The sequence below is a fragment of the Amedibacterium intestinale genome, from assembly GCF_010537335.1.
Classification (GTDB): domain Bacteria; phylum Bacillota_I; class Bacilli_A; order Erysipelotrichales; family Erysipelotrichaceae; genus Amedibacterium; species Amedibacterium intestinale.
Genome location: NZ_AP019711.1, coordinates 1,529,303 through 1,551,941, shown reverse-complemented (window position 1 = coordinate 1,551,941; position 22,639 = coordinate 1,529,303). Strand labels below are relative to the sequence as shown.

Annotated in this window: 18 protein-coding genes; 16 read left to right on the top strand and 2 right to left on the bottom strand. The window is 35.0% G+C overall.

What is annotated here, in order from left to right; all coding sequences use genetic code 11:
* Positions 1 to 48 precede the first annotated feature (48 nt).
* Together A9CBEGH2_RS07910 and A9CBEGH2_RS07905 are read right to left on the bottom strand one after the other, a co-directional pair.
* Positions 49 to 3,273: an SNF2 helicase associated domain-containing protein gene (locus A9CBEGH2_RS07910; RefSeq protein WP_118276552.1), complete on the bottom strand. Its 3,225-nt coding sequence runs from the start codon at positions 3,271 to 3,273 to the stop codon at positions 49 to 51.
* 130 nt (positions 3,274 to 3,403) lie between these two features.
* Positions 3,404 to 3,904, bottom strand: a complete 501-nt coding sequence (locus A9CBEGH2_RS07905) for a cytochrome B (protein WP_115716657.1) — start codon at positions 3,902 to 3,904, stop codon at positions 3,404 to 3,406.
* Positions 3,905 to 4,192: 288 nt separating this feature from the next.
* Between A9CBEGH2_RS07905 and rpsF the strand changes: the two genes are divergently transcribed.
* The 16 genes from rpsF (at position 4,193) to brnQ (ending at position 22,582) form a co-directional block, all read left to right on the top strand.
* Positions 4,193 to 4,486: a 30S ribosomal protein S6 gene (gene rpsF, locus A9CBEGH2_RS07900; RefSeq protein ID WP_115716658.1), complete on the top strand. Its 294-nt coding sequence runs from the start codon at positions 4,193 to 4,195 to the stop codon at positions 4,484 to 4,486.
* A 21-nt stretch (positions 4,487 to 4,507) separates the two neighbouring features.
* Positions 4,508 to 4,978 carry a single-stranded DNA-binding protein gene (ssb, locus tag A9CBEGH2_RS07895; RefSeq protein ID WP_115716659.1) on the top strand — a complete coding sequence of 157 codons (471 nt, stop codon included), beginning with the start codon at positions 4,508 to 4,510 and terminating at the stop codon, positions 4,976 to 4,978.
* A gap of 21 nt (positions 4,979 to 4,999) precedes the next feature.
* Complete coding sequence (gene rpsR / locus A9CBEGH2_RS07890; protein ID WP_008690406.1) at positions 5,000 to 5,230, top strand: 30S ribosomal protein S18; 231 nt, start codon at positions 5,000 to 5,002, stop codon at positions 5,228 to 5,230.
* A gap of 75 nt (positions 5,231 to 5,305) precedes the next feature.
* Positions 5,306 to 6,241 (top strand): DUF2232 domain-containing protein, encoded by a 936-nt coding sequence (locus tag A9CBEGH2_RS07885; protein ID WP_118276551.1) that lies wholly within the window; start codon positions 5,306 to 5,308, stop codon positions 6,239 to 6,241.
* Complete coding sequence (locus A9CBEGH2_RS07880) at positions 6,219 to 8,210, top strand: GGDEF domain-containing protein (protein WP_163104549.1); 1,992 nt, start codon at positions 6,219 to 6,221, stop codon at positions 8,208 to 8,210. The genes A9CBEGH2_RS07885 and A9CBEGH2_RS07880 overlap by 23 nt, the downstream gene beginning before the upstream one ends.
* Entirely contained in the window at positions 8,188 to 8,637 is a 450-nt protein-coding gene (gene rplI, locus A9CBEGH2_RS07875) for a 50S ribosomal protein L9 (RefSeq protein ID WP_118276549.1), read from the top strand. Before A9CBEGH2_RS07880 ends, rplI begins: the two co-directional genes overlap by 23 nt.
* 11 nt (positions 8,638 to 8,648) lie before the next feature.
* Entirely contained in the window at positions 8,649 to 9,989 is a 1,341-nt protein-coding gene (gene dnaB / locus A9CBEGH2_RS07870; protein ID WP_118276548.1) for a replicative DNA helicase, read from the top strand.
* 13 nt (positions 9,990 to 10,002) lie between these two features.
* Positions 10,003 to 10,755, top strand: a complete 753-nt coding sequence (locus A9CBEGH2_RS07865) for an MBL fold metallo-hydrolase (RefSeq protein ID WP_115716664.1) — start codon at positions 10,003 to 10,005, stop codon at positions 10,753 to 10,755.
* 36 nt (positions 10,756 to 10,791) lie between these two features.
* Complete coding sequence (gene rlmH / locus A9CBEGH2_RS07860) at positions 10,792 to 11,268, top strand: 23S rRNA (pseudouridine(1915)-N(3))-methyltransferase RlmH (protein ID WP_163052035.1); 477 nt, start codon at positions 10,792 to 10,794, stop codon at positions 11,266 to 11,268.
* Positions 11,269 to 11,530: 262 nt separating this feature from the next.
* On the top strand, positions 11,531 to 12,667 hold the full coding sequence (locus A9CBEGH2_RS07855) for a glucose-1-phosphate adenylyltransferase (RefSeq protein WP_118276546.1): 1,137 nt from the start codon (positions 11,531 to 11,533) through the stop codon (positions 12,665 to 12,667).
* A 1-nt stretch (position 12,668) separates the two neighbouring features.
* On the top strand, positions 12,669 to 13,784 hold the full coding sequence (gene glgD / locus A9CBEGH2_RS07850; RefSeq protein WP_118361208.1) for a glucose-1-phosphate adenylyltransferase subunit GlgD: 1,116 nt from the start codon (positions 12,669 to 12,671) through the stop codon (positions 13,782 to 13,784).
* A complete protein-coding gene (gene glgA / locus A9CBEGH2_RS07845; protein WP_118361210.1) occupies positions 13,784 to 15,223 on the top strand; it encodes a glycogen synthase GlgA in 1,440 nt (479 codons plus the stop codon). Before glgD ends, glgA begins: the two co-directional genes overlap by 1 nt.
* 97 nt (positions 15,224 to 15,320) lie before the next feature.
* The gene (locus A9CBEGH2_RS07840; RefSeq protein ID WP_118361212.1) at positions 15,321 to 16,523 is read left to right on the top strand and encodes a helix-turn-helix domain-containing protein; all 1,203 of its coding nucleotides are present in this window, start codon (positions 15,321 to 15,323) and stop codon (positions 16,521 to 16,523) included.
* A gap of 477 nt (positions 16,524 to 17,000) precedes the next feature.
* The gene (locus A9CBEGH2_RS07835) at positions 17,001 to 19,625 is read left to right on the top strand and encodes a hemoblobin-interacting domain-containing protein (protein ID WP_163104547.1); all 2,625 of its coding nucleotides are present in this window, start codon (positions 17,001 to 17,003) and stop codon (positions 19,623 to 19,625) included.
* A 191-nt stretch (positions 19,626 to 19,816) separates the two neighbouring features.
* Positions 19,817 to 21,040, top strand: a complete 1,224-nt coding sequence (locus A9CBEGH2_RS07830; RefSeq protein WP_118361214.1) for an immunoglobulin-like domain-containing protein — start codon at positions 19,817 to 19,819, stop codon at positions 21,038 to 21,040.
* Between the two features lie 204 nt (positions 21,041 to 21,244).
* Positions 21,245 to 22,582 carry a branched-chain amino acid transport system II carrier protein gene (brnQ, locus tag A9CBEGH2_RS07825; protein WP_163104545.1) on the top strand — a complete coding sequence of 446 codons (1,338 nt, stop codon included), beginning with the start codon at positions 21,245 to 21,247 and terminating at the stop codon, positions 22,580 to 22,582.
* The last annotated feature ends 57 nt before the right edge of the window (positions 22,583 to 22,639 follow it).

The window sequence follows — 22,639 nt, the reverse complement described above, 5'->3', positions numbered from 1 at the left end:
TTCTTTCTTCCTTAAAAAACTGTGTTTTTTGCGCACAGTTCTTTTTGTTTAGAACAAATCTAAAATTTCTTCTTTGCTCATTTGTGTAATGATTCCTTCATTTTGCTGGATGATCGTATCACTAAGACTTTGTTTTTTATCTTGGAGTTTCATGATTTTTTCTTCAATGGTATCTTTCGCAATCATTTTGATTACTTGTACGTTGTTATGCTGCCCAATACGATACGCACGATCAGTAGCCTGGTTTTGTGCAGAAATATTCCACCATGGATCAAAATGGATAACAACTTCTGCTTTTGTTAGATTTAAACCGGTACCGCCAGCTTTTAAAGATATTAAGAATACAGGGGTATTGTCATTTTGAAAAGCATTGACATATTCCTGTCGCTTATCTTTTGGCGTTGATCCTTTTAACAGGTAATAACGGATATTTCGCTTATGCAGTTCTTCTTCTAATAAAGATAATAAAGAAGTGAATTGGGAGAATAACAGTACTTTTTTACCTGATTCATAACAAGTTTCAATATATTCCATACAGGCATTGATCTTATTTCCCACCATAGCATAATTTTCATAGACAAGGCGAGGATCACAGCATAGCTGACGAAGTCTTGTTAACATCGTTAATACAAGAATCCTGCTTGCGGCAACACCTTTTTCATTTAGATTCTTTCTTAAATCTTCTTTCATGCTGTTAACATTTGCCATATATAATTTTCGAGTTTCCTCATCCAGTTCAATCATCATTGTTTTTTCTATTTTTTCTGGCAATTCTTTTAATACATCTTTTTTCACACGACGAAGAATGAAAGGCTCTACCATTCGCTGCAGTTCTTTTACTGTAGCTGGGTCATTTTCTTTTACGATTGGAAATTCGTAGTGCTTTTTAAAGTATGGATAGCTGTATAAATATCCAGGCATAAGATAATCAAAAATCGACCATAGTTCTGCCAATGAGTTTTCAATTGGTGTCCCAGTTAAAGCAAAACGATGTTTCGCCTGTATCTGTTTTACGGAAGTTGCATTTTTAGTTGTATGATTTTTAATATACTGTGCTTCGTCAAGAATTTGATATGTAAAAAGAACATCTTCATATTGTTCAATATCTCTTTTTATATAATCATACGAGGTAATAACGACATCATATGATTTACAGTTTTGTATTTGTCTTTTTCTTTCTTCACTTGTACCGCTAATCATGATGCAGGATAAATCTTTAGAGAATTTCTGTATTTCACTTTGCCAGTTTAACAGTAAAGAACTAGGGCAAATAACCAGAGAAACACTTTCTGGATGCTGGATTCTTTCATCTTCTAATAAAGTAATGACCTGTATGGTTTTTCCTATTCCCATATCATCTGCCAAAATGCCGCCAAAGCCATAATTGGCCATTGTTTTTAACCAGCGATATCCAATCTTTTGATAGTTTCTTAAAATATGTTTCTGGTTAGGAGGGACAGGGTAATCGGCATCTTTAATGTTATGGATTCCACGAATGATATCTTTGAAACTGGCATCACGATCAATTTTCATCATATCTGCATCTTCTAAACTTTTATCTATATATAAGGAACGATACTTTGGAACGATGAGATTTCCATTTTCTAATTGGGATGCGCTCACATTCATTCCATCCAGCAATAAGGATAATTCCTGTAAAGCATTGTCTTCAAGACTAACAAAGGAACCATCTTTCATACGATAGTATTTTCGATTTAAACGATAGGCTTCCAATACGTTTTGCAGTTCTTCTTTTGGAAAGTCATAAGTATCAAAGTCAATATGCAGCAAATCACTTTCCATACGTATTCCCATAGATATGGAAGTTGAAGAGCGTACCTGCATGCGAGAGAATGCTTCTGTTGCATACATGATGCATTTTTTTGTTAGTTCATCAACACCTTGTGTAATAAATGTATACATCGCATCCTGTGAATTTTCAATATAGACGATTCCTTCATTGGTATCAATACGTGTTATATATCTTGATAACAAAGAGCGTACTGCCATTTCTTCTTTGATATTTCTTCCAGAAGATAATAAAGGCTGTAAAAATGCGTTATATTCCATTTTTCCATAACTGTAAATAAGTTTTACACTGATACAGTTATGTTTAGGCATATCTAAATAGGCTTTGCATTCTAAAGGCATTGGGGCATAAAGAGATATATCATCTCCCTGTATTTGAATATACTCTTTTATATTTAATAATATGTTTGTATAAAAAGATGGCATTAATTGTTTTGATACAGAAAGTTCTTTTTTTGCGTAATAGAAAGATTGAATCAGAGGATGCATGTTTATATAGAAAGAAGGAGTGGATTGATATAAAAAGCCTTTTCGTAAAACATACAGGTGTTTTCTGCCTTCTAGTATTACATTATCTTTTTCTTCTATCCTAAAGGAAAAACTATCGGTAGAGCGATTCTCTTTTACATCTAAGGTAAAAGATGGATTTGTTTTTACAAAATGCAGATTGGTAAGTGTTTTTTCCTTAAAACGATACATGATTTCTTTTCCTGCATATAAATTGAAAAAAGAATCAAGTGCATCTGGTGTTAATAATAAACTTTTATTTTTTAGGCATGCCTGTGATGTATTTTCTTTTTTTATATAAACAGAGTCATGCATATGAGAAATAATAAAATCAAGCAATTTCTGGCTTTCCTCATCAAAACTGTCATAATGGTGGAAAAATTCTAATTCTTTACCATAGGCTTTTGTGACATGTTCCTGAATGTCATCTATCAGCTGTGAGATATTTTTAATGATATAACGATAATTGGTTCCTATCTTTAGCGTTAAGGCAAGAAAGGAATGATCATGGATTTCTATTACAGGTTCCAGATGCATTTTTTCCTGAAAAGTGTATGCCAAAGAAGCATATACATTTTGTTTTTCATAGGTTTCCAGCAATTGGACAAGTGTAGCATCATCTCCTGTATGTTCTTGTTTTGATGGATATTTTTTTTCAAGAATTTCTTTTACCTTATATAATACAGCAACACAGTGTCTGCAGCTTAACTGTTCGCTGTGCTGTTTGCAGTTACATAAATGTGCACGTATGATGACATCATCTTTATCGATTGACATATTTACTTCCTGATACCCTTTTTCATCTTTTACATTTGCATTGATCAGGATAATGTCTGGGTTTGAAAAATCATCAAAATCAAAGGATACAACAGCATTGTTTTTCCACAATTCTTCTCCTTCTTTTAAAATTGTATCATTATGCGCAAATTCGCGAATCTGAACATCTGTAATTTCCATTGTAACACCCCGTCTTCATCATATTATTGTACCATTTTTTTAGTGATTATATGGAGCATAATCAAAAAATATGGGATTTTAATAAAAGAAAAAGCTTCATTACTGAAACTTTTATATTATATATTGTTGTTTAATGTAAATTTCTTGTTTCTATTCTATGTAATATATTGTATACAGGTTTGTAACAGATAAAACAGAAGATACCTGATACGATTCCCTGCGGGATAGATACCTGTAGTCCTGAAAGAATATAAAGAAGGGTTACTTTTTTGGAAATGAGCATAAAAGGAAGTTGAACGAGCTGCCCGCTTAAAAAAGATAAAAGAGCACATAGGAAAACAAGACATAGGAAATGCTTGTTTAAAAAAGGGCGTAATGTGGCAATTAAGAAACTGTATAGGGGATAGATCAGGCAGTACATCATAGACCATGGAGTGACACCTTGTATAGATAAATTAAGAATCGTAAATACAATTGCGGCAAATACAGCTTGTTTTCTGGTAAAAGTCATCGCAAATAATATAATTGTGAAGGTGATGCATTCTAAATATAAAACAAAAGAAAAGGAAGTGAAGACAACCATTTCAATAGCGGCCATTGCCGCAATCAGACAAAGATCTTTTACTTTCATTTAAAATATCCATCCTTTCCTTGTTTATCCATAACATCACTTTTTATTTTTTATACAGCTGACTTTTTGTGGTTTTCATGCTTATTATACAAGCAGAAGAAAAAAAGTCTACAACAATTTTTAGAAGAAGAAAACAATATTTGTTGCAAAGTGCAGGTTCTTTAAGAAAATTGAAGATAAAGTCTTTACAATCAGAAAGAAAGAGTGTTATAATCTGTAAACGGGTAGATTTATCTACTCCCCGCTCTATATAAAATAGGGCCTATAGACCATGAGGAGGTGTACAGAATGAAAAAATACGAAATCATGTACATTGTGAACGCATCTTTGGAAGACGCTGCTCGTAAAGAGGTTATGGACGGACTTCACAAGATCATTACAGACCATGAAGGAAAAATCGAAAAGGTTGACGAATGGGGTGTAAAAGAGTTCGCATACGAAATCAAACACATGAACAAAGGTTACTATGTTGTAATTAATGTTGAAGCTAACAACGAAGGAATTCACGAATTCGAACGTTTGGCTCGTATCAACAGCAACATCGTTCGTTTCTTAGTAGTTAAAACTCAGGACGAAGAATAATAAAAGAAAGGAAGATGGACTATGATCAATCGTGTAGTATTGGTAGGACGTCTGACAAAAGATCCTGTACTTCGTAAAACAGGTTCTGGTGCCAGTGTAGTGTCTTTTACTGTTGCGTGTGATCGCAGAATTAAAACAGAAGGACAGCCGACAGCGGATTTTATCAACTGCGTATGCTGGAATAAAGTTGCGGATAATACTGCACAATATACACATAAAGGTTCTTTGGTTGGTGTGGAAGGAAGAATCCAGACACGCAGTTATGATGATCAAATGGGCAAACGTGTGTATGTGACAGAAGTAGTTGCTGATACGGTTCAGTTCTTAGAACCAAAAAGCGCTTCTAGCAATATGACAGCAAATGTCTACACGCCAGATTATGAGCCGATGAATCAGGGTTATCAGCCGGATATGAGTGCTCAGCAGTCCTACTCCAGTGATTTTGCGTCAAGTGATACACTTGATATTGCAAGTGATGATTTACCATTTTAATTGGTAGAAAGGAGAATGAATATGGCTTTCAAAAAACAGCGCATGGGACGTAAGAAAGTATGTTATTTCACAAAAAATAAAATTGAATACATCGATTACAAAGATGTTGAATTATTAAAAAGATTTATTTCTGCAAACGGAAAAATTATTCCTAGACGTGTAACTGGAACACGCGCAAAGTACCAGCGCATGCTGGCTACAGCAATTAAACGTGCTCGCCAGATGGCTTTATTACCATACGTTAGCGAATAAAAATGGTACAACCTCTACTGCAAAAGCTGGTGGAGGTTTTCTTTTCATATAGATATATAAGAAGGGGTGTTGCTTATGGTTACACAAACAAGAAAATTAACAGAAGGAGCTATGATGGTAGCTTTGGTTGGCTTGATGTTGTTTGTAAATCTACAGCTTGGAGGTATGCCGGAAGCTTTGATGTACTGGATCTTGACGTTTCCTATTTTGATCTATACTGCAAAATATGGAATCAGGAATGGACTTATTGCGGCATTTAGTACAACGCTCCTTTCTTTTATGATTTCTTCACCGACAACCATTTTCTATTTGTTTAGCTGCAATGTTTGTGGATTGTTTTATGGTGAAGGGATAAGAAAAAAATGGAAAAACGGAGTATTGTATATGGGAACTGCAGTTTTTACATTTCTTTCTTATTTGGTAACAACGTTTTTTCTAGCATCTTTATTTGGATATGATCCCAAGGAAGACATAGAAATGATAAGTCAATTATTATCTTTGTTTCATATAGGACAGGATTTAGACTTGGCAAAACTAACGGGAATGATCATTCTGGTATCAACGATTCTGTTAAGTGCGATGCAGGCGTTGTGCATTCATTTATTTGCACACGTTTTGCTTATGCGTTTGCATATAGAAACAAGAAAGATAAAAACAATCTTTGAAATACATCTTCCATCTTATGCAGGATTGCTTATCTTCTTCATTTGGGTGCTGTATTTTATGCGAAATGTGATAAAATTAAACCAAGAGGTTTTAGGAATCCTTGTGTTCTTATATGGGATAGCGAAAGTTACTGCCATTTTTTATGGGGTAATTTCTCTGTGCTATGCACTGCTTTTATCAAAACAGAAGAAATTTGTATTTCTTGTTTTGCTGGCAGCATTTGTACCGTATGTGCAGATGGCCATTGGCTGTATTGGTATTTTGGATATGTTTATCGATTTAAAAGATATTTATTTGCAAATATGGAAACGAGGTGTCATTCGTGGATCGTCTGGAGAATTTTAAAATACAAATTGCACTTGTTATTTTTGCGCAAATCGTTGCGCTTTTGGCATTGTTTATAGCGGATTTTGATGGTGTAAGAATTTTGCCGATGATTATTTTGGTCGTATTTAACATTTCGATTGTTATATGGATCGTCTGGCGTTTTCAAAGTGATCGAAAAGAAAGTGATATTAGTATATCTCATATTTTAGGACATGATGCTAAGGATGCATTGTCTTATGGAGAAATTGGAATCATTACCTACGATGAACAGTATAATGCGACATGGATCAATGATTTTTTAGAAGAACGTCATATTGATATTGTAGGAAAAAAACTGACAAGCTGGATTTCACAAATTTCGGATTTATTTCGTGGTGAAGTGGATAGCATTGTTGCGAAAGATAGCGATCGTTTTTATGAAATTTTACGTAAAGAAGACGGACAGGTTTTATTTGTAAAAGATATTACAGAAGTAAAAACTTTAAAGGATCGTTTTGAAGCGGATGGCGTTGTTGTTGGTTTGCTGCAGCTGGATAACTATATGGAAATTCAGCAATATGAAGATGAAGCAAAGATGGCACAGATCAACACAAGTGTACGTCAGCCTTTGGTAGAATGGGCAGGACAGTATGGCATGTTTATTCGCCGTTTAAGAAGTGATCGATTTTTAGTTCTTTTAAATGAAAGGATTTTATCTGAAGTTATAAAAGATCGCTTTTCTATTTTGAACATCGTTCGAAAAAATGCAGAGGAAATTGATGCTTCTATTACACTGAGTATGTCTTTTGCACGTGGTACAGATGATTATCAGCTATTAGATACCATGGTAAATGATTTGCTGGAACTGGCACAAAGTCGTGGCGGGGATCAGGCGGCTGTGAAAAAGTTTGGAGAAAGTGTAAAATATTTTGGGGGAAACAGTGAAGCCAGAGAAAAACGAAGCAAGGTACGTGTACGTGTTATGGCACAGGCTGTTTCAGAAGCTATTATAGAATCGAAACGTGTGTTTGTTGTGGGACATAAAGAAATGGATTTTGACTGCATGGGAGCAGCTTTATGCATGTCTAGAATGGCTGCGGCTTATGGCAAGGAAGTATATGTTGTAAGTAAGAGTGGTGGTATTGAATCACAGCTGAAGGAAGCATTTGACAGCTTCTATGATGATTTGAATGGTAGACATCGCTTTCTTGAAGATGGAGAAGCTTCTCGCATGATAAAAGATGAAGATTTATTGATTGTTGTTGACCACAATAATCCAAATCAGACAGGAGCACCATTAACTTTGGACAATGCAAATCGAATTATTGTTATTGATCATCATCGAAGAAGTGAAGATTTTGTAGGAAATCCAATTCTTGTGTATGTGGAAACAAGTGCAAGCTCTACCTGTGAACTTGCGGCAGAGTTCTTGCCTTATCAGACAAATACCGTACAGTTAAGCGAGATAGAAGCTACGTTTATGTACTTAGGTATTTTGGTAGATACAAACCGTTTCCGTCAAAGAACAGGAAGTCGTACATTTGAAGCTGCGGCTTACTTAAAAAATCATGGTGTAGATCCATTAAAGGCGGAAAATATGTTGAAAGAAGATTATCGTTCTTTTGCGGCTAAAACAAATATTATGAAATATGCCAGCATGTATAAAGACAATATGATCATTGCGGCAGTTGATGAGCGCTATCAGATGAGTCGAACCTTAATGTCGCAAGTGGCAGATAGTCTTTTGGAGATCAAAGGAATTGAAGCTAGTTTTGTATTAGCGAAAACAGATGCTGAAAGTGTCGCGGCTTCCTCTCGAAGCAAAGGTGTTATCAATGTGCAAAGAATCATGGAGATGATGCATGGTGGAGGACATTTTGGTGCGGCCGCTTTACAGCGTAAAAATACGAGTGTAGAAGCAGTGAAAAAAGAACTGCAGGAAACAATTGATGCATATTTAGAAGAAATTAAGGAGGAAAATACAGATGAAAGTGATTCTGTTAAGTGATGTTAAAAAAGTAGGAAAAAAAGGAGATATCGTAGAAGTTAGTGATGGATATGGAAGAAATTTTCTGTTAAAACAAAAACTTGCGGTATTAGCTACGAAAAAAAGCAAAGAAATTCTTGATGAACAAAATCTGCAGCATGATTTAGAAGAAAAACAAAGAGAAAGTGATGCGGTTGCGTTAAAAGAAAAGCTTTCTAAAATTACATTGCAGTTTCATGTGAAAACCGGGGAAGGTGGACGTGTATTTGGAAGTGTTTCAAGTAAGCAGATCGTAGAACAACTGCAAAGAGTACATGGAATTCATATTGAAAAACGTAAGTTTATTGATAAAGAAGCGGTATCTTCTTTAGGTTATACAGATATTAAAGTTGATTTATATAAAAATAAAGTTATAGGTATAATTCGAGTACATGTAAGTGAAAAATAAAGGAGGAGCTTATGAGCAGAGAATTACCGCACAGTAACGAAGCAGAACAGGCGATTTTAGGCGGAATGATGATTTATCCAAATGTTACGGGTGTTGTATTTGATCAAAATCTACAGGAAAAAGATTTTTATCTGGATATTCATCAGCGTATTTTCTCTGCTATGATGGACATCTGTGACAGTGGAAAGCCAGTAGATGTAACAACCTTGATTGCACGTTTACAGGATAAAGAACAGTTGAATTTAGTTGGAGGAGCCGATTATATTATTAAATTAAGCGATACCGCGATTTCTCCAGCAAACAGTATGTCTTATATAGAAATTATTAAAAGTAAGGCACATGTAAGACGTTTGATTGAAACAGCACAGGAAATTGTAGAAGAAGGCTTTGATGGTGCATCTTCATTAGATGAGATCATGGATAAAGCAGAACGCGACATTTTAAATGTTACTCGTGATCGAAAAGCCACTGAGTTTCGCTCCAGCAGACAGGTTGTTTCCACTGTTATGCAGGAACTGGTGAAGTTAAGAAATTCGGATACGCGAATTACAGGTATAAAAACAGGATATACGGATTTGGATAATATGACCAATGGTTTTCAGCGAGGCGATTTGATTATTCTGGCCGCAAGACCTGCCATGGGGAAAACCGCATTTGCGTTGAATCTGGCATTGAATGCATCTTTCTATAATCCAGGTGCGATTGCGATTTTTTCATTGGAGATGCCTGCAGAAGCTTTGATGAAACGTATTTTAAGTGCGAAAAGCGCTGTAGAATCCAGCAAACTTAGAAGTGGATTTATCAGTGATGAAGAATTTAATAAATTAAATGAAGCCGCAAACGAATTAATGGCAACCAAACTGTTTGTGGATGACAGCTCCAATGTGAAAATCAGTGAAGTATTTTCAAAATGTCGAAAATTAAAAAGCGAACATGGACTAGATATGGTCGTTGTCGATTATCTTCAGCTGATTAGTGGAAGTGGTCGTGGTTCTGATAATCGTCAGCAGGAAATTTCCGAAATTTCGCGTTCTTTAAAATCTTTAGCAAGAGAAATGGAGTGTCCGGTTATCGCATTGTCACAGCTGTCACGTTCTGTTGAAACAAGACCAGATAAACATCCTATGTTGTCAGATTTGCGTGAATCTGGAGCGATTGAACAGGATGCGGATATCGTTATGTTTTTATATCGTGATGAATATTACAATAAAGAACATGATGGAGAAGAAAATCCGACAGATAAAACCGATGTGGATATTGCCAAACATCGTAATGGGGCAACAGGAAGGGTAGAACTTGCCTTTCAAAAGTCAATCTCTGCCTTTTTCAATATTGCCCATAATGGATATTAGAAGGGATATAACTATGAAATTTGCTTTATTAGCGAGTGGCTCAAAAGGAAACTGCTGTATTGTCAAACATAACAGCAGTAGTCTGATTATTGATTGCGGGACAACAAAGAAGTATTTGAAAGGCTGCTTTGAACAATTGTCGTATGATCCTATGAAAGCAGATGCTTTGTTAATTACACATACGCATACGGATCATATTTCTCAATTGAAAATGTTTGAAGAACTGCCTACTTATGCAGCACAAAATATAGAAACATCAAATTTGCGAAACATTTCAGCATTTGATACTTTTCAAATCAAAGACTTTCATATTACCGTACTTCCCATGAGTCATGATTGTGAAAATACGGTTGGCTATCTTATTGAATGTGGAAATGAAAAACTTGTATATGTGACAGATACAGGATATATCAAAAAAGAAGTGAAAGACTACTTGAAAGATGCGGATTACTATATTTTTGAAAGCAATCATGATATTGAAATGCTTATGCAGACAAAACGTCCGGTTTATGTAAAACAAAGAATTATTAATGATTATGGTCATTTATGCAACGAAGACAGTGCTCATATTTTAAGTGAAGTGATCTCAGAAGAAAAAACAAAGGAAATCGTATTGGCACATATTTCACAAGAAGGAAATACAAGAGAAATGGCATTGTCTACTTTAAAACAGATTTTGGATAGCAAACAAGTTAATTATGATGGAATGCGTTTATATCCAGCTGATCAGTTTTCTATTTATATAGGTGGAAATAAAGAAATGTAAGATGCCGCAATATGCGGCATTTTTGAAAGGAGATTTATGATAAAAATAGTTGCGGTAGGAAAAATAAAGGAAAAGTTTTCAAAAGCACAGATTGAAGAATTTGAAAAAAGACTTCGCCCTTTTACTCGTTTGGAAATGATAGAAGTAGCCGATGAAATAGCTCCACAAACAAACAGTGATGCACAAAATGAGCAAGTAAAAGAAAAAGAAGGAGAGCGCTTGTTGTCGAAAATAAAAGATAATGAGTATGTGATTTTGTTAGATCTTTGGGGAGAAATGATCAGCAGTGAAAAGTTTGCGGAAAAACTTGAAAAACTGCAAACCTATCAATCCAGCAATATTACTTTTGTGATAGCCGGCTCCCTTGGGCCAGGAAAAAACATATACCAAAGAGCAAACTATCGATGGAAGTTATCTGATTTAACATTTACGCATCAAATGACACGTATTTTAGTTTTGGAACAGATATATCGTGCATTTATGATCTTAAATCATAATCCATACCATAAATAATTTGTCGATAAGTTTTTTTATTTAAGATACAAATCCTTAAATTGTCATACATATAATAAGCATGCAGAACCGAAGTTTAAACAGAAACTTTATTAGGTTAAGCATGCTTTTCTTTTAACTAAATTATATATATGTGAAAACGCATACAGAAAAATGAAAATTTAACACTTTATTACTGGAAATTTAGTTAAAAAGGTTTATACTTATAGTATAAGATATTATATAAATGGCATATCTATTTTTTCAAGGGGTGAATTAACACATGAGACAAAACAACATGCTGGCAATGATTTTAGCTGGGGGAAGAGGTACAAGACTGTATGACCTAACTAAAAAAATTGCGAAACCTGCAGTATATTACGGTGGGAAATATCGTATTATTGATTTCCCATTAAGTAACTGCGCAAACTCTAACATTAATGTAGTTGGAGTACTAACTCAATATGAAAGTGTATTGTTGAATTCCTATGCGGCTGCTGGTCAGCGTTGGGGACTGGACGCTAAAGACAGTGGAGTTTATGTCCTTCCTCCACGTGAAAAAGACGGTGCAGCTTTTGACGTATATAGGGGTACTGCAGATGCGATTTCACAAAATATCGATTTTATCGATAACCAGAATCCTGAATATGTTTTGATTCTTTCAGGGGATCATATCTATAAGATGGATTATTCAAAAATGCTTGCTCATCACAAAGCTTGCGGTGCAGATGCGACGATTGCGGTTTTACCTGTACCAATGAAAGAAGCAAGTCGATTTGGAATTATGAATACAGATGAAAATGGACGTATCGTAGAGTTTGAAGAAAAACCAGAACATCCAAAAAGCAATCTGGCATCTATGGGGATTTATATCTTTAACTGGAAACTGTTACGCAAGATGCTGGTAGCAGATATAGATGATCCAAACAGCAATCACGATTTTGGAAAAGATATCATTCCAAATTTACTAAACGATGGAAAACGCTTATTTGCGTGGGAATTTAAAGGGTATTGGAAAGATGTTGGAACAGTAGATTCTTTATGGGAAGCAAATATGGATCTGTTAAGTTCCAACAATGAGCTGGATTTAAATGATTCAAACTGGAAAATTTATACAGAAGATGTTGCAGCAGTGCCACAATACATTGGAGTGGATGCCAAAATCAACAATGCCTATATCAATCAGGGATGTGTTATTAATGGGGAGATTAATAACTCTGTACTATTTACCAATGTAAAAGTAGAAAAAGATGCACAAATCAATGATTCTGTTTTAATGCCTGGTGTTGAAATTGGCGAAGGTGCAATCATACATCGTGCGATTCTTATGGAAGGTGTTAAAGTAGATGCTGGCTGTGTCGTTGGAGATCCTGACAGTGAACACATTGAGCTTGTCAGTAAAAGAGTAAGGGGTGAGTAATATGTGTGATGCATTTGGTATTGTAAATTTTGAAACTGCAAACGTAAATATAAAGGGATTAGGTGATTATCGTCCAGTATCCGCATTTTCCTTTTTAGGGAGATATCGACTGGTAGATTTTCCAATTTCAAATATGAGTAACAGCGGAATTAATCATATTAAAGTTCTAGTAAAATCAAATCCAAGATCACTTGTTGAACATTTGGGAACAGGGCGGCATTACAATATAAATTCAAAAAGAGGGAAGCTGCATATTCTTCCGGCTGCTTCATTAGATGATAAAGATTTTTATAACACAGATGTAAATGCATTGATGTATAATCTAAATGCAATTGAAGATATTAGTCAAAAATATGTAGTGCTGGCACCAAGTCATATGGTATATCGTCAGGATTTTAGTAAATTATTAGATATCCATATGGAAAGTGGTGCAGATATTACAATGCTGTATCAAAATGTAGATAATGCAAAGGAAGCATTTATCGACTGTGATGTGGTAAATCTTAATAAACAAAAAGGATTGTTATCATTGGAAAGAAACAGAGGAAATGCCAAAGCTCGTGCTATTTCCTTAGAAACCTATGTATTAAGTAAAGAGCTGTTTATATCTTTAGTAAAAAAAGCTGCAAATACAAGTTCTTTATATTGGTTTAGAGATATCGTAAATGATATGTGTACAGAATTGGATATTCGAGGTGTAGCACATCGTGGCTTTGTTGCCTGCATCAATGATTTCCAAAGCTATTATAAAGGAAATATGGAGCTTTTGGATTATGATAAGGGAGAAGATTTGTTTGATGATAACTGGCCATTTTACACACGTACCAATGATTCCTGTCCAACACAGTATTACAAAGATATTGTAGTAAGACATAGCATTATTTCCAATGGATGTACCATTGAAGGAAATGTAATTAATAGTGTTATTGGACGTGGTGTTGAAGTTAAGAAAGGTGCTGTTATTGAAAACAGTGTCATTCTTCCAGGGGCTGTTATCGGAGAAAATGTACACATTAATAATGTAGTAGTGGATAAACGAGCAAGAATCGTAAATAAAAAAGAAGTTTGTTCTGTATCAGAACATCCGCTGTACGTGAAAAGGAATGATAAAATATAATGGCTAGAATATTAATGGTCGCATCCGAAGGACTTCCATTCATTAAGAGTGGAGGTCTGGCAGATGTTATTGGTTCTCTTCCACAGGAACTGGTAAAAAAAGGACATGAAGTACGTGTAGTACTTCCTATGTATTTAAAGATTGCACAGAATTTTCATGATGAAATGCAGCTGGAAGCACAATATACAGTTTCTATTAACTATCATGAAGTACCTGTAAATATCTGGTCAACGATGCGCAAAGATGTAAAATTTTATTTTGTGGAACATAGAGGTTATTTTGAAAGAGATAACATGTATGGATATGCAGATGATGGAGAACGCTTTGCATATTTTCAAAAAGCAGTCATTGAAATGTTAAACCAGTTGAATTACTTCCCTGAAATCATGCATTGTCATGACTGGCATACAGGTATGATTCCTGTTATGTGCAAAGAAGGACATAGTTTTGATGAACGTTATCGCAATATTCGTCATGTATATACAATTCACAATCTTGCCTATCAGGGAAATTTTGGTGTAGAAATGCTGGATAGCTGTTTAGGACTTGATTATCGTTTATACGATAATGGAAATGTACGATATGATGGCGGCATCAGCTTTATGAAATCTGGTATTTTATATGCGGATAAAGTCACAACAGTATCTCCAACCTATTCACAGGAAATTTTAACACCTCAATTTGGTGAACATTTGGAAATGGTGTTAAATATTCGTAAATATGATTTATGGGGTATTACCAATGGAATTGATATTGAATACTGGGATCCGAAATCTGATCCAGATATTCCATATCATTACAACAAAGTGAATGTGAAGAAACAAAAAGAAGCGAATAAACTTGCTTTACAAAAAGAACTTGGATTAAGAGAAGATCCAAATGTGATGCTCGTAGGTGTTGTTTCTCGTTTAACATGGCAGAAAGGGTTCTATCTAATGATGGAAAAACTTTCTGAAATATGTGCTATGCCAATTCAGCTGGCAATTTTAGGCAGTGGAGAAGCAAGTATAGAAGAAAAAATGCGTCAGCTTGAAGAAGGAAACAAAGGAAAAATCGTTTTCTACAACGGATATAATGATGCGTTGGCTCATCGTATTTATGCCGCAAGTGATTTATTCTTTATGCCTTCCTTGTTTGAACCATGTGGAATTTCTCAGTTGATTTCTATGCGTTATGGTACACTTCCACTTGTACGAGAAACTGGAGGTCTAAAAGATACGGTAACTCCATACAATGAATTTGAAAAGAGTGGAACTGGCTTTAGTTTTGCCAACTACAACAGCGATGAAATGATCAATGTTATGAACAACGCAGTTCATGTTTACTATGATCGTCCAGAAGACTGGAAAGTTCTGGTTCGAAATGCCATGAATTGTGATGTTAGCTGGGAAAGAAGTGCAAATACATACTGTCAGCTATATGCACAGCTTCATCCATAATTAAAGAAAAGAGGAGTTCTTATGAAAGAATTCCTTTTTGTATATTTTAAAACTAGAAAGAAACATGATAAAGAAAGATTTCTATAGGAGGTGTATGATGGAACGTTATCTATCTGTTCAAGAAGCTGCGGGAAAATGGGGCGTATCAAAGCGAAGAGTGAATCAATACTGTGTAGAGGGGCGTGTTTCTGGTGCACAAAGGATTGGAAAAGCATGGGCAGTTCCTTTTGATGCAGAAAAACCAGGCGATCCTCGCAAGCAGAAAAAGCAGTCAGTCAATCTTAAACAGACAAAAGTAAAAGAATTGTTTTCTGGATTTATGCCCTTGATGAACACACCATTTGAAGCAGGACATTGTCTGGAAACAATCAAAAATATGAAGGAAGGGCAAAAAAAGGATATTGCCATGGCAGAATACTATTATTTTAGTGGACAGGCCGAAAAGGCCATGAAGAAAACAGAACTTTATCTTAGTGCAGCAGATAAAGAAATCCGACTTTCTACCTGCTGGATCTTTGCCTACTCCTGTTTGACAATGGGGCGAATTGACCATGCCCGTCATGCTTTGCAGGAAATTCAAAATACATTGGCAAACGATGGAAAAACCAAACCATCAGTACATGCAGTAGAAGCCTTTGTAGCATTTGGAGCAGCTGTGCTTTTGCACTTGCCTTTGCCAAAGGAAATGCCATCCACTGAAGAATTCTTACCTTTGCTGGCACCAGGTATTCGAGCATTTGCACTATATGTGCAGGCTCATTATCTTTATTTGAAAGAGGAATACGAACACAGTGCTGGGATTGTAGAAGCTACTCTTGCGATGGGAGCATCAAATTATCCAATTCCTGCTATTTATTTGCATTTAGTAGCTGTCATGGACTATATGAGTTTAAAACAGCCAAAAAAAGCAAAGTTTCATTTACTTGCTGCATGGGACATTGCACGCTTAGATGATCTTATTGAAGGTTTTGGGGAACATCATGGTCTTTTAGGAGCTATGCTGGAAGCAGAAATAAAACCAAAATGGCCAAAAGATTTTAAAAGAATTATCGATATCACCTATCGTTTCTCTTCCGGATGGCGTAGAGTTCATAACCCGATAACAGGACATGATGTTGCGGATGATCTGACTACCACAGAGTTTGCTATTGCTATGCTTGCGGCAAGAGGCTGGACAACACAGGAAATCGCAAAACACCTGAATATTTCGGCAAATACAGTAAAAGATCACATTTCTGAGGCAATGAAAAAACTTCAGGTAGAAAACAGAAAAGACTTGAAAAAATATATGCTGCAATAAAAAAGGACAAAGAATTAGCAATTCCATATCCCCCATTTCAACCTCTGAAATGGGGGATAGTACTTCTAAATTTATTAAAGTATAATAAAGGTGTATTAAGTAAGTGAATACTTGAAGTGAAAAGCTGGAAGATAAAATTCACTAAAGTGCTCTTAATGCATTTGTAGAAAAAAATTACACTTATAATAAAAAGATTAATTCTTCTGCACAACAATCTATATTTTTTATAATAAGAGCACAGTAAAATCCATGGCATTCTATGGGATATTGTGCTCTTTTATACTATAACGATTTTCCTTTTTGAAAAATATAGATAGTTGTATATAGTCATGTGTTTATAAATCGGTATCTCTTGTTATGCATTAAAAATGGAGGTGAGAAATAAATGATGTTAAGTGATATCGTAGCAAAAACTGGTTTTAGAAGTATTTTTCAATGGAATAAATGTTATGAAAAGATAGTAAAGGAGGAGGCTTTATGAAACATAAATTATTCAATAAAACACTGGCAATATTGCTGTCGTTTATGGTGATGAGCGGATTATTGCCGAGCGAAGCTTTTGCAGCTGAACATAATCCTACAGAGTTGACAGTAGGCAATATTAAGGTTGACGTAGCGCAGGAAGGATATTGGATGACGGACGAAAATGGTGTTCTTACATCATCTGATGAATCAAATTACAATGTGTACTATGATGCAAATGGAACGCTGTATTTGAACAATGCGACAATTGCCGGCGTAAGTAGTACAAGCTATGGTGCAGGTATTTTGTTTAAGGGGGGAGACTTAACAATTGATTTGAAGGGAGATAATAAGATTATTGCTTCTGCGGATGACTCAGATTCAGCCGGAATAACGAATGCATATAATTTTGCATATGGTCTTACTCTTTTAGGTGGAGGTTCTCTTGATATAAAAAGTGCAGATACGCACGATACAACATATGCTATATTTATAGCAAAAAATATCATCATTGATAATGTCAATATTACTGCAACTACCGGCAAAACCGAAGTATCAAGAAATGAAGCAATTCGAAGTGAAGCAGGAAGTATCTATATCAAGAACAGTACAATGAATACTCAAACACCGGACAATGAAAATGCGTGGTGGAGTCGAGGGCTTATGGCCGGAAATGGTCTGGATGGTATAAACATAACCATTGAAAACAGTGTAGTAACAGTAAATGCCGGAAATGTAAGAAATATGGGAGATGCAGACAGCAGTGCAATTGAAGCAAATGAAATAAACATTAAAAACAGCCTTGTTGTTGCCAATGGACAACATAGGAGTCTTGCACCATATGAAAGATATACAATTGATGATTCACTAGTACATCAAATTGTAAGAAATGATAATTCCAATGAATCTTGTGTGTATGGAAATTACGAACTAGCATCAGATTATACCATAGGTAAAGATGAAACCTTGCTAGTTAATAAGGACGCTGTGTTAACTGTAGGTAAGGATACTACATTAACAAATGAGGGTAATGTCGTAAATGAAGGAAATATTCAGGTAAATGTTGGAGGAACTTATACCGGAATGCAGCCTCAAACAAACAAAGTAAAATATGAAATCGGTTGGGATACAGACAGCAATGGTATTTCAGATAAAACAGATTTTATGGAATATGGAACACCTCTTGTTTATGATGGGCAGACACCTGAAAAACAGGGAGATGCGCAGTACAGTTATGAATTTTCAGGTTGGAATCCAGCTATTGTTGATGGAGAAACAGTCAGTGCATCTGTTTTGTATTCAGCAGTATTTACTCCTGTATTAAACCATTACACGATCACATTGCCGCAAGAAAAAGGGTACAACATTAACTATACAGGAGATACAAACATACCATATAACGGAGATTTTTCTTTTACAGTTGATTTTGATAAAGGATATTATCCCGGAGAAAATTTTGTAATTAAGGTAAACGATGCTGAAATTCAGAGTGACAATAATGGAAATTATGTCATATCAAACATTAGTGAGAACAAGAAAATCACTGTTGAAGGTATTGAATACGATGCAAAAGCACCTGTAATGAATGGTATTGAGGACAGAAAGACTTACTGTGGAGAAATTATGTTCACCGTTGAGGATGATAATCTTAGTAGTGTGACGATTGACGGAAAGGAAGTTATACCTGACTCTGATGGTTTTTATACAGTGGCATCAGCAGTAAACGAACAGACAATCGTTGCTACTGATAAAGCAGGAAATAATGTTGTATATAAAATAACCGTAAATGCTGATCATCAATGGAGTGAACCGAAGTGGCAGTGGTCAAATGATGGAAAAACAGCAACAGTTGTATTTACCTGTGAAAATGACAGAACTCATAAAGCAACTCCAAAAGTTACTATGACTTCAGTAGTAAAAATACCTGCAACATGTACAAAGATGGGGATTAGTGCTTATACAGCAACAGTAGAGTTTAATGGAAATATTTATGTTGTAGTAAAAGAAATGACGGATATTACGGCATTAGGTCATAAACTGGTGAAAACAGAAATGAAAGCAGCAACCTGCACAGAAGCTGGAAATATTGCATACTGGACATGTGCAACTTGTGGTAAACATTTTAGTGATGCACAAGGTGAAAATGAAATAAGTCTTGAAAGTACAGTAATTCCTGCTACAGGTCATCGCTATGAAAATGGCAAATGTACTGTTTGTGAAGGGATAGATCCTGAATTTCAGGCTATGATTATTGCTGGTGCGAATGGTACATGGCAGAAAGGGAATAAGAATACATTATCTTTTACTTCTAATGCATCTTTTAATCACTTTATTAAAGTACAGGTTGATGGGAAAGAACTTGATAAGGCAAATTATGAGGTAAAAGAAGGCAGTACCACTGTTACTTTAAAAGCTTCTTATCTGGAAACTTTATCTGCTGGTAAGCATACGCTTTCTATTGTTTCCGAAACTGGTACAGCTACTACAGAATTTACCATTAAGAAAGCACCTGTTGTTCATACAGATGATCCTAAGACAGGGATTGCAATGAATATGATGCTTTTGAGTGTTATGTTGCTTGTTTCTGCAGGAGTTTTGGGAATGGTTGTTTATAGAAAATATAGAAAACAGGATTTCTAATTTGTTTTCCTTGTTTGTAATAGAATTATTAAAAAGTATGAAGTACACTGCAATGAGCGTATGTTTCATACTTTTTATTTGTATAGAAGCAGGGAAGTGTCATGGGTAGTATAGTTTGAATTATATCTCGACACATATAACCTAAAATGTTACACTAGTTCTGTTGTGAAGATAATGAAAGAGGAAGATGTATGAGAAAAATAAATAAAAAGCGTTTGCTGCTGGTAATTGTTACTGGTTTGATTTTAATATGTTTGCTTGCTTTTGGAATTGTAAAGGGCATTTCTTATGTTATGGATAATTCTAAGCCGTTAGAATTGGTGGGGAATGAAAAACAGCTACTTATGCTAGATTCTGCTTATCAAGAGCTTGGTGTAAATATTCCTGAAGCAGAGATGGAAGGAAAAGTAGATACGACAAAATCAGGAACATACAAGCTTCGTTATACATATAAGAAACAAAAGGTAACACGCACAGTGGAAGTTCTGGATAATAAACAAATTGTAATGAATTTAAATGGTTCTGCACATACTTATGTGAAACAGAATCAAAAATATATTGAGTCTGGATGTCATGCGATTGATAAAATAGAAGGAAATCTTACAGATAAAGTAAAAATAGAAGGGAATGTGGATACTAGCAAACCTGGAAAATATGAAGTTGTTTATAAAGTGAAAAACAAACAGGGGGTAGAGTGTTCCAGAAAAAGAATCGTACAGGTTGTCTCTGAAAAAGATTTTAAAGAGAATGTAAATGGAGTTCCTGTCATGATGTATCATTATGTATATACAAAAGAGGATGTACCTGAAAATATCAATACTAACTATTTGTTAGATACAGATTTAGAAGATCAATTAGCATATTTAACTTCTCAAAATTATTATTTTCCTTCTTATAAGGAATTATATGCATATATTAAGGGAGAAATAGACTTACCTGAAAAAAGTATTATTTTAACTTTTGATGATGGGCAAAAAGGTTTTTTGGAGTATGGAATTCCATTGTTGGAGAAATATCAAGTACCTGCTACATCCTATATAATTGCTTCTAAAAATGGGGAAGAGAAAGTGAAAAAGTATGCAAGTGAGTATATTAGTTTTCAGTCTCATTCTTATAATATGCATATTGGTGGAGGAACAATTGGACATGGGGGTATTATTAGTGCTTTAACAAAAGATGAAATCAAAGATGATTTAGTAAAGGCACAAACTATCGTTCAGAATACAGAGGCTTTTGCGTATCCATATGGAGATGTAACAGAAGATGCCAAACAGGCAGTAAAGGATGCGAATATCTTATGTTCTTTTAGTACGGAGTATGGAAAAGTATTTAAAGGGGATGATCCTACATCTTTGAAAAGAGTTCGTGTTTTAGGAGATGCTTCACTGGAATCTTTTATCGCATCTATTCAATAAAGAGAAAGAAGTCACAAGGTCTTGCTTGTGGCTTTTTAACAAGTGATGATGGCATAATAAGATAGAGAATGTTTTGTGTATAGAAACGAAAAAGAATGTGTGTTTACGAATGCTGTAACAATTTCTAAATCTTTTTAAATATTATTGTATTTCTTAAAAGAATACGTTATGATTGATAACAATTTAAGAAAAGGGGAGTTTTATATGGGAAAATTAAATGCTAAGCAGCTTCTTTCTGTTTCACTGACTTTGTTTGCGATTTTCTTTGGGGCAGGGAATATGATTTTTCCACCTGCTATGGGACAATTGGCTGGTACAAATTTTATTCATGCATTGGCTGGATTTCTTGTGACGGATGCAGGAATTGCGATTTTAGGAATGATTGGGGTTGTCCTTGTTGGAAATTCTATGAGTGATTTAGGAAGACTTGTAAGTAAAAAGTTTGCGGTGGTACTTTCTGTTGGGGTATATCTGTTGATAGGGCCATTGTTTGCTTTGCCAAGAACAGGAAGTGTTTCTTTTGAACTTGCATTGCTTCCTTATGTGCCACAGCATAATGCATGGATCTTTTCCTTGCTTTTTACAGCAGGTTTCTTTTTGCTTACGTATTATTTGAGCAGCAATCCAAACAAAGTTGTAGATGTTGTAGGGAAATATATGACACCTATTTTGCTGATTAGCATTGTTATGATTTTTGTTGGCTGTATTTTTACAAATCCAGTAAATTCAGAAATGATACAGTATGGAACAATTGGTGCTCCTCAACAGGATTATGTTTCTATTCCTTTTTTTAAAGGAATGATAGAAGGATATAACGCATTGGATGGACCTGCAGGTTTGGCATTTGCAATCATTGTGATCAATGCGATTCGAAGTTATGGAATTACCGATAAAAAAAGTATTGTAAAGTATACGATTTTTAGTGGACTTGGTGCAGCTTTCTTTTTAGCAGTGGTATATTTTATGCTTACTTATGCAGGAGCTATTACATCTACTTCTTTTTCCAATGGAGGTGCATTGTTACATGCATTGACAAGCAGTTTGTTTGGAAATGTTGGGGGAGTGATTCTTGGTATTGCGGTTCTTTTGGCTTGTTTAACAACTTCCATTGGTTTGACAACTGCATTTTCAGATTATTTTAAAGAATTGTTTCCATCTGTTTCTTATAAAAAGATTGCGGCAGCTGTTTGTATATTTAGTTTTGTTATCAGCAATGTTGGTTTATCTCAATTGATAACTATTTCTTTACCGGTCTTGATGATGATTTATCCAATAAGTGTTGTGTTGATTCTATTATCGTTTATGAAAAAATATATTGGACATAGAAGAATGGTATATGTTGGCGGAATGTTCATGGCTTTTCTTGCTTCCTTTGTAAGTGCACTGGAAAGTGCCGGTGTTAGTTTTGGGATAACATCTTTGTTTCATGATTATCTTCCTTTCTATAGTCTGGGACTTGGGTGGATCATACCTGCTGTTATAGGTGCTTTCATTGGATTCTTGCCATTTTGGCCAATGAATAAGAAAAATGAAAATATATAGGATTCTAATATAATAAAAGGTCTTTCTCTCTAAAATCTGTGTTAACAGGAGTTTTAG